Raw genomic sequence first — 15,636 nt, forward strand, 5'->3', positions numbered from 1 at the left:
CGCCCCGCCGAGGCCCGCAGACACGCCGCTACGTCCTGGCGGTAGCGGCGCGTCTGCGGGCCTGAGCGCCACGGCTCGGCCGGCGAAGCCTTCTCCACGACGACGACGTCACCCGCCCGGCTCCCCCTCCCGCGTGATCCACGTCTCGGCTAGGGTGAGGACCAATAACCGACCGATCGGTCGGGACTCGTCCGCGCCCCCGACACCAGGAGACCCCGTGACCGTCACCGCCCCCTCCCTCCCGGAGATCCTCCCCAGCTACGTCGCCGGCAGCTGGTGGACGCCGTCGCACCCGTCCAAGGTCACCGACGTGACGGACGCGAACACCGGCGCGCGCCTGACCGGCGTCTCCACCGACGGCCTCGACACGGCCGCCGCCATCGAGCACGCCCGCACCGTGGGCCAGAAGTCCCTCGGCGAGCTGACCATCCACGAGCGCGCCCTCAAGCTCAAGGAGCTCGCGCTCTACCTGAACTCCCGCGTCCAGGAGCTCTACGACGTCTCCTTCGCCACCGGTGCCACGCAGAAGGACCACGCCTTCGACGTCGACGGCGGCATCGGCACCCTCTTCACGTTCTCCGGCAAGGGCCGCCGCGAGCTGCCGAACTCCACCGTGATCATCGACGGCGACGTGGAGCCCCTCTCCCGCGACGGCTCCTTCATCGGTGAGCACATCTACCAGCGCATCCCGGGCGTGGCCGTGCAGATCAACGCCTTCAACTTCCCCGTGTGGGGCATGCTGGAGAAGTTCGCCCCGGCCTTCGTCGCGGGCGTGCCCACCGTGGTCAAGCCGGCCACCCCCACCGGCTACGTCACGCAGAAGTGCGTCGAGCTGATGCTCGAGTCCGGCGTGCTGCCCGAGGGCTCGATCCAGCTGATCTCCGGCTCCGCCCGCGACCTGCTGGACCACCTGGACTACCGCGACCACGTCGCGTTCACCGGCTCCGCCGCCACCGCGGCCACGCTGAAGAAGCACCCGAACGTGCAGGAGGGCGGCGTCCGCTTCACCGCGGAGACCGACTCCCTCAACGCCGCCATCCTCGGCCCGGACGCGGACCCGGAGTCCCCCGAGTTCGAGGCGTTCGTGAAGGTCGTCTTCCAGGAGATGACGGTCAAGGCCGGCCAGAAGTGCACGGCCATCCGCCGGGTGATCGTCCCGCAGGACCGGGTCGAGGCCGTGACCGCCGCCCTCACCGAGCGCCTGGCCGCGAAGGTCGTCCTGGGCGACCCGCGCGTCGAGGGCACCACCATGGGCGCCCTGGCCTCGAAGGAGCAGCAGGGCGAGGTCCGCGGCGCGGTGCAGCGCCTGGTCGACGCCGGCGGTCAGGTCCGCCTCGGCGGCCCCGAGGGCTCGACCGGCGACGCCGACGCCGAGTCCGGCGCGTTCTTCGCCCCCACGGTGCTCACCTTCGAGGACGCGCGCACCCCCGAGGTGCACAGCGTCGAGGCGTTCGGTCCGGTCACCTCGGTGATCGGCTACACGGACGTGGCCGACGCCGTGGCCCTGGCCGCCCTGGGGTCGGGGTCGCTCGTGGCCACGGTCGCCACGAACGACGGTGAGACCGCCCGGGCGTTCACCGCCGGGATCGGCGCCCACCACGGCCGCGTGCACGTCCTGAACCGCCAGACCGCCACGACCACCACGGGCCATGGCGCCCCCGTGCCGGTGCTGGTCCACGGCGGCCCCGGCCGCGCCGGCGGCGGCGAGGAGCTCGGCGGGGTCCGCGCCGTGAAGCACTACATGCAGCGCACGGCGATCCAGGGCTCCCCGGACATGCTCACGGCCATCACCGGCGTGTGGCATCAGGGCGCCGCGGCCCACACGGTGACCCGCGAGGACGTGGAGGCCGGCACGGCCGTGCACCCGTTCTACAAGTCCCTGGCCGAGCTGACGGTGGGCGACCAGTTCGCCTCCGGCCTGCGCACCGTCACCCTGGAGGACATCACCGCCTTCGCGGAGGAGACCGGGGACAGGTTCTACGCCCACACGGACGAGGAGGCCGCCATGGCCAACCCGTTCTTCCCGCGCCGCGTCGCCCACGGCTACCTGCTGGTCTCGTGGGCCGCGGGGCTGTTCGTGGCCCCGGATCCGGGCCCGGTGCTGGCCAACTACGGCCTGGAGAACCTGCGCTTCATCACGCCGGTGACCTACGACGACGCCATCCGCGTGACCCTGACCGCCAAGCGCATCACCCCGCGCGTGAGCGACGAGTACGGCGAGGTGGCCTGGGACTGCCGGATCCACAACCAGAAGGACGAGCTCTGCGCCCAGTACGACGTGCTGACGCTCGTGGCCAAGACCTGGCCGATGGCCCCGTCCGAGGCCTCCCAGGGCTGAGCCCCCCTGCTTCGATGGGCCGTCCCGTACGCCCGCTGCGCACCGGGCGGCCCGTCGTCGTCCCCGGGAACAAGGAGAGTGCCCGGGACGTTCACCTGGGCGTCCCATTCGGACCGCGAGAGAAGAAGGTCGACATACATGTCCGAGTTCACCCGTTTCGAGCAGGTCGCCGTGCTGGGCACCGGCGTGCTGGGTTCGCAGATCATCATGCAGGCGGCGTACCACGGCAAGAAGGTGATGGCCTACGACGCGGTCCCCGCCGCCCTCGAGGGGATCGAGCGCCGATGGGCGTGGATCCGCCAGGGCTACGAAGCGGACCTCGGGGAGGGCTATGACGCGCAGCGCTTCGACGAGGCCATCGCCCGCATCACGCCGACCTCGGACCTCGGCGAGGCCCTGGCGGATGCGGACATCGTGATCGAGGCCGTCCCGGAGAACCTGGAGCTCAAGCGCAAGGTGTGGGCCCAGGTGGGCGAGCTCGCCCCCGCCACGACCCTGTTCGCCACGAACACCTCCTCCCTGCTGCCCTCGGACTTCGCCGACGCCAGCGGCCATCCGGAGCGCTTCCTGGCCCTGCACTACGCCAACCGCATCTGGGCGCAGAACACCGCCGAGGTCATGGGCACCGCCGCCACCTCGCCGGAGGCCGTCGCGGGAGCCCTGCAGTTCGCCGAGGAGACCGGCATGGTCCCCGTGCACGTGCGCAAGGAGATCCCGGGCTACTTCCTCAACTCCCTGCTCATCCCGTGGCTGCAGGCCGGCTCCAAGCTGTACATGCACGGAGTGGGCAACCCGGCGGACATCGACCGCACCTGGCGCGTGGCCACCGGCAACGAGCGCGGCCCGTTCCAGACCTATGACATCGTGGGCTTCCACGTGGCCGCCAACGTCTCCCGCAACACGGGCGTCGACTGGCAGCTCGGCTTCGCTGAGCTGCTCGAGAAGAGCATCGCCGAGGGCCACAGCGGCGTGGCCGACGGCCAGGGGTTCTACCGCTACGGGCCGGACGGGGAGAACCTCGGCCCGGTGGAGGACTGGAACCTGGGCGACAAGGACACCCCGCTCGGCTGACCTCCTCCGCTGACGGATCAGGGGCCGTCCGGTGCGCACCACGCATCGGGCGGCCCCGTTGCGTGCCCCCGCCGCTTCCTTGTGGCATCCGTCACAGCGCACGTAGAGTCGGGCCATGACGACCTCCCGACTCCCCCTGCTCGGCGCCCTCGCCGTGGGCGCGCTCGCCCTCGCCGGGTGCGCGGGCGGCGGCGGCGCGGAGCCCTCCTCCCCCGCCCCCTCGTCGGCGTCGTCCACGACGACGGCGGCCTCGTCCGCCCCCACGTCGCCCGCGGCCAGCAGCTCCACGGAGAGCACGGGCGCGGCGGAGAGCACGGCCGGCGCCTCCGCCTCCAGCAGCCTGTCCCTCGAGATGCCCCCCGCGCTGGACGGGCAGCGGACCCTGGCGGTGCAGACCGCCGTGCAGCGGGCCGCGGGGCCGGGGTCCGAGGTGGGGCTGAGCGCCGCCTCGCCGCTGGAGCGGCAGACGGAGCTGCGCCAGCGGGCCGCCGGCCTGGAGCAGGCGGTCGACGCCGGTGCGAGCCCGGCTCCCACCCGCAGCGCGGAACAGCAGGCCTGCCTGGACGCCACCCGCTCCGCCCTGGAGCGGGACGCCGAGGCCGGGGCGGCGGACCTGGGGCTCACGGCCCAGCCGGAGACGGCCGCCACCACCGGCGGCGGGCCCACCACGACGCCGGCGCCCTCCTTCACGGCGTCCCCCGACGCCGAGGTCACTCCGCTCGGCGTGCGCGTCACCGTGTACCCCACGGAGGAGGCCGCCCGCGCCGCCCTGGAGGACGCCCGAGCGGCGGCGCAGGCCTGCACCGGGGTGGACCTGGCCGGGCTCGACGTGGAGAGCGTGACGCGGACCGAGCACGAGGGCGGCACCGCGTACACGGCGCTCCCGGCCCCCGGGGGATCCGTCTACTCCCACCTCACTGCCGTGCAGGACGGCGCCCGCACCGTGGCCGTGGCCCAGGCCGACGCGGACGGCGGGGTGCCCGCGGACGCCGAGGACCGTGCAGCCTCGATCGTGGCCGAGGTGCTCGCCGCGCTCGACGGCGAGGGCTGAGGACAGCGGGCCCTCAGCCCCGCAGGCCCCCGAGCACCACGCCCGTGACGGCGTCGATCATCTGGTCCGGTCCCTGCTGGCCGGGGACGCCGCGATCCGGCCGGTACCAGTCGACGATCGAGTTGATCATGCCGAGCGCCAGACGGGCGAGGTTGCGCGGGGTCACGTCGGATCGCACCGCACCCGCGGCCTGGGCGGCCTCGAGCAGGTCACCGAAGCGCCGGGTGATCTCACGCCGGCGCTCGACGGCGGCCACCTCGACCGCCGAGTTCCCGCGCAGGCGCAGCAGCAGGGTCACCTCGGGCTGCTTCTCCGCCAGCACCCCGAGCGTGCCGCGGATGGCCGCCTCGACCTGCGCGCCGGCGTCGTCCCCGCTGGCCACCACATCGTCCAGGCACGCCTCGAGGGCGTCGAGCGCCTCCGTCACCGCGTGGTCGAGGATCGCCTCCTTGGACTCCACGTGGTGGTAGATCGCGGACTTGGAGATGCCCAGGTGGGTGGCGAGCATGCCCATGGACGTCGCCTCGTAGCCGTGCCGGTTGAAGAGCTCGACGCACTCGGCCAGCAGCGTCTGCCGGTCATAGCCGGGCCGGCCGCGGCGCGGGGTGGGGCTGCTCTGGGGCACGGGGCTCCTTCAGGGGCGGGCGGACGCCGACGACGACGGCGCACCGGTCCACTCTACCGGGCACGCCGGCGTCGGGTTCGGCCGCGGGGTCGGGATCAGGCCTGGTCGCGCAGGTCGTAGATCCGCTTGAGCTTGCCGGAGGAGCGGGCCAGGGACTCCGGCTCCACCACGTTGATCACGCACGAGGAGCCGATCTTCGTCTTGATCTCCATGCGCAGGTGCGCCGCGCAGGCCTGGGCCTCCTCGAGGGACGCATGATCACGGCGCTCGATGTTCACGGCCATCTGGTCCATACGGTCCGGGCGGGTGATCTCGAGGGTGAAGTGCGGCGACAGGGCCGGCTCCTTGAGGGCCAGCTCCTCGATCTGCGACGGGAACAGGTTCACGCCGCGCAGGATGATCATGTCGTCCGAGCGGCCGGTGATGCGGCCCATGCGGCGGTGGCCCGGGTGCGTGGTGCCCGGCAGCAGGCGGGTGAGGTCGTGGGTGCGGTACCGGATGATCGGCAGCGCCTGCTTGGTGAGCGAGGTGAAGACGAGCTCGCCGTGGCGGCCGGTCTCGAGGACCTCGTCCGTGAGCGGGTCGATGATCTCGGGGCGGAAGTGGTCCTCCCAGATGTGGGAGCCGTCCTTGGTGGCCGCGGACTCGCCGGCCACGCCCGGGCCCATGACCTCGGAGAGGCCGTAGATGTCCAGGGCGTCGAGGTCGAAGGTCTGCTCGATCTCGCGGCGCATCTCCTCGGTCCACGGCTCGGCGCCGAGGATCGCGACCTCGAGGGAGGACTCGCGGGGGTCCAGGTCGAGCTTCTTGAAGCCGTCCGCGATGGTCAGCAGGTAGGTGGGTGTGGAGAGGATGGCGCGCGGCTGGAAGTCGGTGATCAGCTGCACCTGCTTCTCCGTCTGCCCGCCGGACATCGGGATCACGGCCGCCCCGATGCGCTCGGCACCGTAGTGGGCGCCGAGGCCGCCGGTGAACAGGCCGTAGCCGTACGCGTTGTGCACGCGGTCACCGGGGCGGATGCCGCCGGCGCGGAAGCAGCGGGCGACGAGGGTGGCCCACGTGGCCAGGTCGTCGTCGGTGTAGCCGACCACGGTGGGCTGGCCGGTGGTGCCGGAGGAGGCGTGGATGCGACGCAGCTCGGGGCCCGTGGCGGCGAACGCGCCGAACGGGTAGCTCTTCCGCAGGAACTCCTTGTCCGTGTACGGGAACTTGGCGAGGTCCCCGAGCTCCGTGAAGTCCGAGGGGTGGACGCCGTGCGCGTCGAAGTGCTCCCGGTACGCGGGCACGTTCTCGTAGGCGTGGTGCAGGGTCCAGCGGAGGCGTTCGAACTGGAGCGCCTCGATCTGGTCCCGGCTCATCGTCTCCTCGGGGTCCGGGGCCCCGCGGTCGGCGGGGGCGGGCAGGGGTGCCGGCGTGTACGGGTTGGGGATCGAGGCCTCAAGCATGGCGTTCTCCTGGGGATGCGGGGTCGGGCGGCGGTCGACGACGGCGGCGCATCGGCGGGTGCGCCCGTCGGTCAGCGTCCGGGGGCGGGGATGGTGCGGGAGCGGCCGCGGAAGGCGGCCACCGGGGTGCCGTCGTCGGTGGTGACGGTGATGTCGTAGACGGCCGAGCGGCCGGCGGCGGCGACCAGGCGGCCCTCCGCGACGAGGGTCTGCCCGGCGCGGGTGGCCGCGAGGAAGTTGACGTCCACGCCGGAGGCCACGGTGAGGGTGGAGCCGTCCGAGGCGGGGTCGTTGCAGGTCAGCGCGAAGCACGTGTCCGCGAACGCGAAGACGGCGCCGCCGTGGGCCAGGCCGAAGCCATTGTGCTGGTCCTCGGTGAGCGTCATCCGGATGCGCGCGTGGTCCTTCTCGGCGGCCTCGAGGGTGACGCCGAGCCACCGTGCCACGCGGTCCTCCGCGAGCATGGGGTGGTGGGCGGTCTCGGTCATGGGCGGGCCTCCCTGCCGGCACGGGCGCGCCGGCGCGGCGGCGCAGAGAATTACTGAACGATCATTAGGTAACTCCCTGGATGTGACTCACGTCAAGTCCGGTCCGGTGTGTGACGCTCGCCGCCCCCGCCGTCATGCCGTGGGAGCGGGGCACACCGGGGGACCTGTGCGCGGGCCCTGCCCATCGCGTCCGCGACTCCTGTCTAGGGTGACGGCATGGTGACCTTCGCGCCGGACCGCGCCTCCTTCATGCTCAGCCCCTCGGACATCACCGCCGCCGCCACGTGCACCTACGGGTGGCTGCGCGGGACGGTGGACCCCGCGCTCGGGCGCGCCCCGCGGATCGGCGTGGCGGACGCGTTCCTCGAGCGGGTCTCCCGCCTCGGGGACGAGCACGAGTCCCGCGTGCTCGCGCGACTCGAGGCGGAGCACGGCGCAGACCAGGTGGTCCGGCTCACCCGCCCGGAGCGCTACACACCCGAGGGCGTGCAGGCCGCCCGCGAGCGCACCGCGGCGGCGTTGGCCGCGCGCCCCGCCGTCGTGTTCCAGGGGATGCTGCACGACGGCGCGTTCGGCGGTCTGGCCGACTTCCTCGTGCTCCGCACGGACGAGGAGCACCCCGAGGGCGCGTACGAGGTGGTGGACACGAAGCTGGCCCGGCATGCACGGGTGACGGCGCTGCTGCAGATCGCCGCGTACGCAGACCTGCTGGACGGCATGGGCGTGCCGCGGGCGCGGCAGGGCAGCCTGTGGCTCGGGGACGGTTCCCGGCACGTCGCGGACCTGGACGAGGTGATCCCGGTGTACCGGCACCAGCGAGCCCGGCTGGAGGCGCTGCTGCAGGATCACGTGGCCGCCGGGGAGCCCACCCGCTGGGGCGACGACCGCCTGAGCGTCTGCGGCGCATGCGAGGCGTGCGAGGAGGCCGTCGCCGAGCACCGGGACGTGCTGCTCACGGCGGGGGCCACGCGGTTGCAGCGCACCCGGCTGCGCGAGGCCGGCATCACGACCATCGAGCAGCTCGCGGCGTCCGTCGCACCGCCGGAGGGCATGGCCCGCCGCACGTGGGAGGCGCTGCGGGAACAGGCGGCGATCCAGCTGGAGCCGGCCGGGGCGGACGGGCTGCCGCCGCATCGGATCGTGGACCCGCGCGCCGTGGCGGGGCTACCCGTGCCGGACGCCGGAGACGTCTTCTTCGACTTCGAGGGGGACCCGCTGTGGGTCTCCGCGGACGGGAGCATGGAGGGCCTCGAGTATCTGTGGGGCTGGGTCGAGGCGCCGGGCGGGGACACCGCGCGCACCGCCTCGGCCGACTTCCGGTTCACGGGCCTGTGGGCGGACACCCGTGCCGCCGAGCGGGCGGCGCTCGAGCGGTTCGTGGCGTTCGTGGAGGCGCGGCGCGCGGCCCACCCGGGGATGCGGATCTACCACTACGCCGCGTACGAGGTCACCGCGCTGAAGCGCCTGACCGTGCGCCACGGCGTGGGCGAGCGCGAGCTGGACGACTGGCTGCGCGCGGGGCTGTTCGTGGACCTCTACTCCACGGTCCGCGCCGCCCTGCGGGCCGGTGTGCCGAGCTACTCCATCAAGAAGCTGGAGCCCCTCTACATGGGGGTGGAGCACCGGGCGGAGGACGGCGTCACGACGGCGGCGGACAGCGTCACCGAGTACCACCGGTACGTCGCCGCGCTGGAGGCCGGAGACACCGAGGTCGCGCGGGCGATCCGCGCCGACATCGAGGACTACAACCGGTACGACTGCGTCTCCACGGCGCGGCTGCGGGACTGGCTGCTGGCACAGGTCGAGCCCGAGGAGGCCACCGTCGCGGACCGTCCCGTCGACGACGCCGCGACCGGGAACGAGCCGCTGGTCGAGGCCGCGCCGTCGCTCCAGGAGCAGGACGCGGCCCTCGCCGCCTCGCTGCAGGCGCTGGCGGGCGGCGAGAGGGACGAGGCGGGCGGGACGCGGGCCCCGGAGGCGGAGCTCGACGGCGGGCGGCGCGGCGTCGCCCTGCTGGCCGCGGGCCTGGGCTACTTCGCGAGGGAGAACAAGCCGCTGTGGTGGGCCATGTTCGATCGGGCCGTGTCGGCCCCGGACGAGTGGCAGGAGCCGCGCGCGAACCTGGTGTTCGACACCGTCGAGTCGGTGGGTGCGTGGGGACGGCCCACCCCGCGGAGCAACCCCGCCCGGACGCTGACCGTGACCGGGCGCCTCGAGCCGGGCACCGAGGTCCGGCCGCGTCGGAACAGCCAGGAGAGGTTCAAGCTCAACGCCCTGTACGAGCAGCCGCCGCGCTGGGCGGAGCTGGCCCCCAACGCCGTCCGCTGGCAGAGCCGATCGCCCGTGGACGTGACCGAGGTGGAGGAGATCGCACCGGGCCGGTTCCGAGTCAGCCTGCTGCAGCGCCTCAGCACCAAGTACGAGCCGGAACCGCACGCGGAGGTGCCCATGGCGGTCTTCCACCTCAACTACGTCCGGCCCGGTGGCCTCCTCGAACGCATCCGGGAGCAGGCCGCCGAGGCCGCCCGCCGCGGCCGACTGCCGGACGGAGCGGTGTTCGACATCCTGGCGCGCCGTGCCCCGCGCACCACGGGCCGGACCCTCGCCGCGATCGGGGCGGACGTACGAGACGGCCGGCGGGACGGCGTCGGGGGCCTGGTCGAGGCGGTCGAGTCCGCACGCGGCTCCTACGTGGCCGTGCAGGGCCCTCCCGGCACCGGCAAGACGTACGTGGGCAGCCGCGCGGTGAAGGAACTCCTGGACCGGGGCTGGACGGTCGGCGTCACCGCCCAGTCCCACGCGGTGGTGGAGAACTTCCTCGACCAGCTGATCGGGGTCGGTGTGGACCCCGACCGCGTGGGCAAGGAGCCCAAGGACCCGGACGGACCGCACCGCTGGACGTCCCTGGGCTCATCGGAGGTCCATGCCTTCCTGGCACCGGGCCGGGTCCTGGGCGGCACCGCGTGGACCTTCGCGAACGCCGCGGCCCAGCCGGTCGACCTCCTGGTGGTGGACGAGGCAGGGCAGCTCTCCCTCGCGCACCTCCTGGGCGCGAGCGCCCTGGCCGAGACGGTGCTGCTGCTGGGTGACCCGCAGCAGCTCCCCCAGGTCAGCAGGGGCGAGCACCCCCAGCCCATCGGCGACGCGGCCCTGACCTGGATCGCGGAGGGCGCCCCCGTGCTCCGCGCCGAGCGCGGCTTCTTCCTGGACACCTCGTGGCGCATGCACTCGGCGCTCACCCGCGCGGTCTCCGAGCTCTCCTACGCCGGCCGGCTCGGCGCGCGGGAGGAGGTCACGGACGCCCGCCGGCTCGACGGCGTGGAGCCCGGACTGCACCCGTGGCCGGTCTCCCACACGGGCAACGCGGTCTCCTCGCCGGAGGAGGCCGCGGCCGTCGTCGAGATCATCCGGTCACTGCTCGGCCGCACCTGGTCCACCGGCCCGGACGATCCCGGCCGACCGCTCGAGCCGTCCGACGTGATCGTGGTGGCCCCGTACAACGCGCAGGTCGCCACGGTCCGGGAGACGCTCGACGCCGCCGGTCTCGAGGGCACCACCGTCGGCACCGTGGACAAGTTCCAGGGCCGGGAGGCCGCCGTCGCGATCCTGACGATGGCGGCGTCCTCACCGCAGGAGGTGCCGCGCGGGCTGGACTTCCTCCTGAACCGGAACCGGCTCAACGTGTCGATCTCGCGCGGACAGTGGGCCGCCTACCTCGTCCACTCCCCCGCCCTCGCGGACGCGCTGCCCACCAGCCCCGAGGACCTGCCGATGATCGGCGCGTTCCTGCGGCTCGTGCACCGTTGAGTCAGCCGGCGGCGCCCTGGCGCAGCAGGAACCGCTGCAGCTTGCCGGAGGGGGTCTTGGGCAGCCGGTCCACGAAGTGCACCCGGCGCGGGTAGGCGTGCTTGGAGTACTCGTCGCGGACCTTGGCCTGCAGCTCGGCCGCCAGGGCGTCCGGGTCCGCGACGGCCCCGGCGGGCACCACGAACGCCACGACCTCCTCGCCGCGCACCCCCTCCGGGTCCGGCAGGCCGACGACGGCGACCTCCTGCACCCGCGGGTGGTCGATGAGCACGGACTCCACGTCGAACGGGCCGATCCGGTACCCGGCGGCGAGGATCACGTCGTCGTCCCGGGAGGAGAAGAAGAACCAGCCGTCGTCGTCCTGCCGGGCGGTGTCCCCGGTCAGGTACCAGCGCCCGTCCGGGGTGAAACGCTCCGCGGTCTTCTCCGGCTCCCCGAGGTAGCCGGGGAACCAGAACAGGGGCGAGGCCGCGTCGATCGCGATCTGCCCGTCCCGGATCTCGGCGGCGATCCCCGGCAGGGGCACACCCATCGAACCCGGGCGGGGCGGCGCGGCCAGCTCGGGGTGCGCGAGGGTGCAGATGACCATGCCCAGCTCGGTCTGGCCGTAGTGGTCGCGGATCTCCGTGCCGAGGGCCGTCCGGCCCCACTCGAGCACGGACGGCGGCAGCGGCTCCCCCGCCGTGGACACGCGCCGCAGCCGCAGCGGGGCGTCCTCGGTGACCTCCCCGGCCTTGGCCAGCGCGCGGAACATCGTGGGGGCGCCGGCGAGGTTCGTGATGCCCTGCGAGCGGATCACCTCGACCATGGTCGCCGGGGAGAAGGCGCCGCGGTACTGCACCGAGGTCGCCCCGAGCACCAGCGTGCCGACGATCCCGTAGTACAGCCCGTACGCCCAGCCGTGGTCGGCCGCGTTCCAGAACAGGTCCTCGGGGCGCAGGTCCACCGCGCACGTGAGGTAGACGGCGAACGCGGCGGCCGCGCGCAGCGGCACGGGCACCCCCTTGGGGCGGCCGGTGGTGCCGGAGGTGAACAGCAGGGCGATCGGCCCGTCCCCGCCGACGGCGACGTCCTCGCCCAGCGGCGCGGAGTCCGCGAGCGCGTCCCACTCCGGGCCGGTGCGGATGATCTCGATGCCGGGGATGTCCGTGAGCTTCTCGGCCTGACGGGGTTCGGCGACGACAAGCCGCGCCGCCGCGCCCTCGATGCGCATCCGGGCGGCGCCCGCGGCGAACGCGGTGAACAGCGGCACGTGCACAGCGCCGAGCCGCCACAGGGCCAGCAGCGTGATGACGAGCTCCTCCCGTTTGGACATCATCACGGGGACCCGGTCGCCGCGCGTGACGCCGCGGGCGGCGAGGCCGGTGGCGAGGCGGCGCGAGCGGTCGGCCAGCTCGCCGAAGGTGAGGTCGACGGCGGACATGTCCTCCGCCACGAACCGGAACGCCACCGCGTCGGCCGGCCAGCGGTCGCAGAGCAGGTGGGCGGCGCAGGCGTCCGGGGTCTCGACGTCGGCGACCCACCCGGCCATCAGCCGGTCGATCGTCCCGGCCTCGTGGGCCTGCCCGGTCCGTTCCGTCATCTCGGTCTCCTCATCCCTCTCGGCATGCCGACGCCGGGCGACGGCGACGTCAGCCACGGTAGGTCCACCGCGCCCCGGGCCACCGGGCGCGTCCGCATGTTGCACTCGCCACCCCGTCGCGGCTGAGGGCAGGATGGCGCCATGACTGATCTCGATCCCGCCACCCCTCGCCCCTCAGGGACGCGCGCGGACGCCCCGCCCCGGACCGACGTCGCGCTGCGCCCGGTGGCCGCCGACGACGCCGACTTCCTGTGGACCTGGATCCACGGCGCCGAGGACCCCGAGTGGAAGTCGTGGGACGCCCCCTACTTCCACGCCGCGGACACGGCCGCCCCGCCGAGCCGCGCGGACTTCGACGCCGACCACGCGCGCCGGCGCGTCGGCGACCCTGACGTCCGGGTCGTCACGGTGGACGGCACCCCCGTCGGTCTCGTGACCCGCACGGAGCAGCATCCGGCGGGCGCGGGCTGGTGGGAGCTCGGCATCCTGTTGTTCGACCCGACCACGTGGGGCCGCGGCGTCGGGCGGGCGGCGCTCACGCTGTGGTCGGACGCGTCGTTCGCGGAGACGGACGCGCACCTGCTGAGCCTGGTCACGTGGTCCGGCAACGCGCGGATGATCGCGTCGGCGGTCCGCGTCGGGTACACCGAGGTCGCCCGCATCCCCGAGGCGCGCTCCTGGGAGGGCCGGCGATGGGACTCGGTGCAACTCGCGGTGCTGCGGCGAGACTGGTGGCCGGCGTCGACGGACGGCTGAGGACGGACCCGGCCCTCGCCTTCGTCGGGCGTCCGCGGCGCCTGCCAGAATGGGGGCCATGACCTCGCAGCCCGCGCCCGCGTCCACCGCCCACCGCCGTCCCCTCGCCGAGGCCGGCATCGCCCTCGGCCCCCTGGACGGCCGCTACCGTGCGGCGGTGGAGCCGCTCGTGGAGCACCTGTCCGAGGCGGCGCTGAACCGCAACCGCATCCACGTGGAGGTCGAGTGGTTCATCCACCTGGCCGAGCACCGCGTGCTGCCGGGTCTCGAGCCGCTCACGGCCGAGCAGCAGGCGGGCCTGCGGGCGATCGTCACGGACTTCGACGCGGAGTCCGTGGCCGAGCTGGCGGCTACCGAGAAGGTCACGGTGCACGACGTGAAGGCCGTCGAGTACTTCATCGCCGACCGCCTCGAGGGGCTGGGCCTGGGTCGGCTGAAGCCGCTCGTGCACTTCGCGTGCACCTCCGAGGACATCAACAACCTGGCCTACGCGGTGGGCGTGCGCGACGCCGTCGAGCAGGTCTGGCTGCCGGCCGCCCGCGCCGCCGTGGCCACCGTCTCCGCGATGGCCGCCGAGGCCGCCGAGACCCCCATGCTCTCCCGCACGCACGGCCAGCCGGCCACGCCCACCACGCTGGGCAAGGAGATGGCCGTGTTCGTGCACCGTCTGACCCGTCAGACCCGGCGCATCGCCGGCCAGGAGTACCTGGGCAAGATCAACGGCGCCACCGGCACCTACGCCGCCCACCTCGCCGCCGCCCCGGACGCGGACTGGCCGGCCCTGTCCCGGTCCTTCGTGGAACACCTCGGCCTCACCTGGAACCCGCTGACCACCCAGATCGAGTCCCACGACTGGCAGGCGGAGCTGTACGCCGACGTCGCGCGCTTCAACCGGATCCTCCACGGCTTCTGCGTGGACGTATGGAGCTACATCTCCATCGGCTACTTCGCGCAGATCCCCGTGGCCGGCGCGACCGGCTCCTCCACGATGCCGCACAAGGTGAACCCGATCCGCTTCGAGAACGCGGAGGCCAACCTCGAGCTCTCCTGCGCCCTGCTCGACTCGCTGGGCGCCACCCTCGTGGAGTCCCGTTGGCAGCGCGACCTCACGGACTCGACGTCGCAGCGCAACATCGGCGTGGCCCTCGGCCACTCAGTGCTCGCCCTGACCAACGTCACCAAGGGCATGGGCCAGCTCCAGGTGGCCGATCCCGTGCTGGCCGAGGACCTCGACACGAACTGGGAGGTGCTCGGCGAGGCCGTCCAGACCGTGATGCGCGCCGAGGCGATCGCCGGCGTCGAGGGCATGGACAACCCCTACGAGCGCCTCAAGGAGCTGACCCGCGGCCACCGCGTGGACGGTGCGCGCATGCGCGAGTTCGTGCAGGGCCTCGGCCTGTCCGAGGGCGCTCAGGCGCGCCTGCTGGAGCTGACCCCGGCCGGGTACACCGGCGTGGCGTCGGAGCTGGCCAAGGAGTTCGGGCCGGCGCAGGACTGACCCGGGCCGCCTGACGGGGGACGATGGGCGGGTGCTGCTTCCACTTCTCCCCGTGTGGCTGCTGTCCGCCGCCCCCAAGGACCCCGCCGAACTCGAACGGGACGTGCCCGAGCCGATCGACGCCCACGGCGAGCTCGCCGACGCGGTCACCGCGGCGATCACCGCCGTGGACCTCGTGGGCGTGTTCTTCTTCGCGATCTCGGGTGCCGTCCTCGCCGTGCGCAAGGGCTACGACATCGTCGGCTCCCTGCTGCTGGCCCTCATGGTGGGCACGGGCGGCGGCGTCGTCCGGGACCTCGTGGTCGGCCGGGACGTGCCCGCGGCCTTCGACAACCCCTGGTACCTGATCCTGCCGGCGGTCGCGTCGCTAGCGGTGTTCCTCCGGATCTTCGACGGCGAGCGCGGCCACCACGCCGTCATGGCCTTCGACGCCATCGGCCTGGCCGTGTACTGCGTGGTGGGCACGCGCATCGCCCTGCTCGCCGGCCTGAGCCCGGTCGCCGCCGCAGTGCTGGGCCTGGTGACCGCCGTCGGCGGCGGCATCCTGCGCGACGTCGTCGCCGGGGAACCGCCCGCCGTGTTCGGCGGGCGCGGCTGGTACGCGCTGCCGGCCATCCTCGGCGCGGGCACGACGGCGGCCCTCGGCCAGGCGGAGGTCCTGAACCCGCTGACCTCGGCGGCGGTGATGGTGCTCGTGCTCGTGCTGCGCGTGGTGTCGCTGCGCAGGGAGTGGCTCGCCCCGGGGGCCGAGATCTCGGGGGAGACCCAGCGCCAGCGCATGGATCCGCATGACGAGCCGCCCGTGCCGGACATCCGCGACCGCAAGGGCAGGGACGGGCCGCCCGCCGCCCCCGGCGAGGACGGCCCCCCGGCGAACGAGGAGACACCCGGCGCCGACGAAGACGTCACACCTCGGGGGACACCCGGGTGAACAAACGAGCCACTGCGCGGGCCGCACGGGACAATGGCCGGTGA

At 73.6% G+C, this 15,636-nt stretch carries 11 protein-coding genes; 7 read left to right on the forward strand and 4 right to left on the reverse strand.

What is annotated here, in order from left to right:
- The first annotated feature begins 217 nt into the window (after nucleotides 1–217).
- The 3 genes from paaZ to AC0VX0_RS10305 all read left to right on the forward strand — a co-directional run bounded on the left by paaZ (nucleotide 218) and on the right by AC0VX0_RS10305 (nucleotide 4,460).
- Nucleotides 218–2,338: a phenylacetic acid degradation bifunctional protein PaaZ gene (gene paaZ / locus AC0VX0_RS10295; RefSeq protein WP_355504848.1), complete on the forward strand. Its 2,121-nt coding sequence runs from the start codon at nucleotides 218–220 to the stop codon at nucleotides 2,336–2,338.
- Between the two features lie 138 nt (nucleotides 2,339–2,476).
- Complete coding sequence (locus tag AC0VX0_RS10300; protein WP_355504846.1) at nucleotides 2,477–3,409, forward strand: 3-hydroxyacyl-CoA dehydrogenase; 933 nt, start codon at nucleotides 2,477–2,479, stop codon at nucleotides 3,407–3,409.
- Between the two features lie 115 nt (nucleotides 3,410–3,524).
- Nucleotides 3,525–4,460 carry a hypothetical protein gene (locus AC0VX0_RS10305; protein WP_355504843.1) on the forward strand — a complete coding sequence of 312 codons (936 nt, stop codon included), beginning with the start codon at nucleotides 3,525–3,527 and terminating at the stop codon, nucleotides 4,458–4,460.
- 13 nt (nucleotides 4,461–4,473) lie between these two features.
- On the opposite strand, the gene AC0VX0_RS10310 is transcribed toward AC0VX0_RS10305, so the two are convergent.
- From AC0VX0_RS10310 to AC0VX0_RS10320, 3 genes are all read right to left on the reverse strand, one after another.
- Nucleotides 4,474–5,085: a TetR/AcrR family transcriptional regulator gene (locus AC0VX0_RS10310; RefSeq protein WP_355504841.1), complete on the reverse strand. Its 612-nt coding sequence runs from the start codon at nucleotides 5,083–5,085 to the stop codon at nucleotides 4,474–4,476.
- A gap of 95 nt (nucleotides 5,086–5,180) precedes the next feature.
- Nucleotides 5,181–6,530, reverse strand: coding sequence for a phenylacetate--CoA ligase family protein (locus AC0VX0_RS10315; protein ID WP_475451612.1), 1,350 nt, complete (start codon nucleotides 6,528–6,530; stop codon nucleotides 5,181–5,183).
- Between the two features lie 71 nt (nucleotides 6,531–6,601).
- Nucleotides 6,602–7,018 (reverse strand): PaaI family thioesterase, encoded by a 417-nt coding sequence (locus AC0VX0_RS10320; protein ID WP_020624995.1) that lies wholly within the window; start codon nucleotides 7,016–7,018, stop codon nucleotides 6,602–6,604.
- 216 nt (nucleotides 7,019–7,234) lie between these two features.
- Between AC0VX0_RS10320 and AC0VX0_RS10325 the strand changes: the two genes are divergently transcribed.
- Nucleotides 7,235–10,825, forward strand: coding sequence for a TM0106 family RecB-like putative nuclease (locus AC0VX0_RS10325; protein ID WP_363735075.1), 3,591 nt, complete (start codon nucleotides 7,235–7,237; stop codon nucleotides 10,823–10,825).
- 1 nt (nucleotide 10,826) lies between these two features.
- Here the strand turns inward: AC0VX0_RS10325 and AC0VX0_RS10330 are convergent, their stop codons facing one another.
- Nucleotides 10,827–12,407 carry an AMP-binding protein gene (locus AC0VX0_RS10330; RefSeq protein ID WP_073116975.1) on the reverse strand — a complete coding sequence of 527 codons (1,581 nt, stop codon included), beginning with the start codon at nucleotides 12,405–12,407 and terminating at the stop codon, nucleotides 10,827–10,829.
- 141 nt (nucleotides 12,408–12,548) lie between these two features.
- Between AC0VX0_RS10330 and AC0VX0_RS10335 the strand changes: the two genes are divergently transcribed.
- The 3 genes from AC0VX0_RS10335 to AC0VX0_RS10345 are packed head-to-tail and all read left to right on the forward strand — an operon-like array spanning nucleotide 12,549 to nucleotide 15,592.
- Complete coding sequence (locus tag AC0VX0_RS10335) at nucleotides 12,549–13,163, forward strand: GNAT family N-acetyltransferase (RefSeq protein ID WP_010080080.1); 615 nt, start codon at nucleotides 12,549–12,551, stop codon at nucleotides 13,161–13,163.
- Between the two features lie 58 nt (nucleotides 13,164–13,221).
- A complete protein-coding gene (gene purB, locus AC0VX0_RS10340; protein WP_041102571.1) occupies nucleotides 13,222–14,661 on the forward strand; it encodes an adenylosuccinate lyase in 1,440 nt (479 codons plus the stop codon).
- Nucleotides 14,662–14,692: 31 nt separating this feature from the next.
- Nucleotides 14,693–15,592 carry a trimeric intracellular cation channel family protein gene (locus AC0VX0_RS10345; protein ID WP_041102569.1) on the forward strand — a complete coding sequence of 300 codons (900 nt, stop codon included), beginning with the start codon at nucleotides 14,693–14,695 and terminating at the stop codon, nucleotides 15,590–15,592.
- The last annotated feature ends 44 nt before the right edge of the window (nucleotides 15,593–15,636 follow it).

The organism is Micrococcus sp. iso_26 (assembly GCF_056172975.1).

What these genes read in the sequence shown, in the direction of transcription:
- AC0VX0_RS10300 (WP_355504846.1), top strand. Translation starts at nt 2,477, where the DNA reads ATGTCCGAGTTCACCCGTTTCGAGCAGGTCGCCGTGCTGGGCACCGGC.
- AC0VX0_RS10305 (WP_355504843.1), top strand. Translation starts at nt 3,525, where the DNA reads ATGACGACCTCCCGACTCCCCCTGCTCGGCGCCCTCGCCGTGGGCGCG.
- AC0VX0_RS10315 (WP_475451612.1), bottom strand. Translation starts at nt 6,530, where the DNA reads ATGCTTGAGGCCTCGATCCCCAACCCGTACACGCCGGCACCCCTGCCC.
- AC0VX0_RS10320 (WP_020624995.1), bottom strand. Translation starts at nt 7,018, where the DNA reads ATGACCGAGACCGCCCACCACCCCATGCTCGCGGAGGACCGCGTGGCA.
- AC0VX0_RS10325 (WP_363735075.1), top strand. Translation starts at nt 7,235, where the DNA reads ATGGTGACCTTCGCGCCGGACCGCGCCTCCTTCATGCTCAGCCCCTCG.
- AC0VX0_RS10330 (WP_073116975.1), bottom strand. Translation starts at nt 12,407, where the DNA reads ATGACGGAACGGACCGGGCAGGCCCACGAGGCCGGGACGATCGACCGG.
- AC0VX0_RS10335 (WP_010080080.1), top strand. Translation starts at nt 12,549, where the DNA reads ATGACTGATCTCGATCCCGCCACCCCTCGCCCCTCAGGGACGCGCGCG.
- purB (WP_041102571.1), top strand. Translation starts at nt 13,222, where the DNA reads ATGACCTCGCAGCCCGCGCCCGCGTCCACCGCCCACCGCCGTCCCCTC.